The organism is Blautia sp. Sow4_E7 (genome assembly GCF_052116245.1).
GTDB lineage: Bacteria > Bacillota > Clostridia > Lachnospirales > Lachnospiraceae > Blautia_A.
Genome location: NZ_JBQKLL010000142.1, coordinates 1 through 498, shown reverse-complemented (window position 1 = coordinate 498; position 498 = coordinate 1). Strand labels below are relative to the sequence as shown.

The following is a 498-nucleotide window of genomic DNA, read 5'->3' as shown; positions in this document are numbered from 1 at the left end:
ATCGCTAGTAATCGCGGATCAGAATGCCGCGGTGAATACGTTCCCGGGTCTTGTACACACCGCCCGTCACACCATGGGAGTCAGTAACGCCCGAAGTCAGTGACCTAACCGTAAGGAAGGAGCTGCCGAAGGCGGGACCGATGACTGGGGTGAAGTCGTAACAAGGTAGCCGTATCGGAAGGTGCGGCTGGATCACCTCCTTTCTAAGGAAGAAGTAGAAAATCGAAATGTGTTTTACTGTTGAGTTATCAAGGAGATAACAACTAAATATCATATTTCTGGTGTCGATGCGCCCCGGGGAAACACCCGTTCCCATCCCGAACACGACGGTTAAGACCGGGGAGGCCGATGGTACTGCATTGGAGACGATGTGGGAGAGCAGGTGGGCGCCAGATTATGGGGATGTAGCTCAGTTGGGAGAGCACCTGCCTTGCAAGCAGGGGGTCGAGAGTTCGAATCTCTTCATCTCCACTGAAATCGAAAGATTTCAAAATGGGC

1 tRNA gene and 2 rRNA genes are annotated in these 498 nt (G+C 52.6%); all 3 read left to right on the top strand.

The features are described 5' to 3' along the window. Positions 1-203 (top strand): 16S ribosomal RNA (locus ACTQ50_RS19770); the annotation flags it as partial. Positions 204-277: 74 nt separating this feature from the next. Further along, positions 278-395 (top strand): 5S ribosomal RNA (gene rrf, locus ACTQ50_RS19765). A 3-nt stretch (positions 396-398) separates the two neighbouring features. Next, positions 399-471 (top strand) — tRNA-Ala (locus ACTQ50_RS19760). Positions 472-498: the final 27 nt, after the last annotated feature.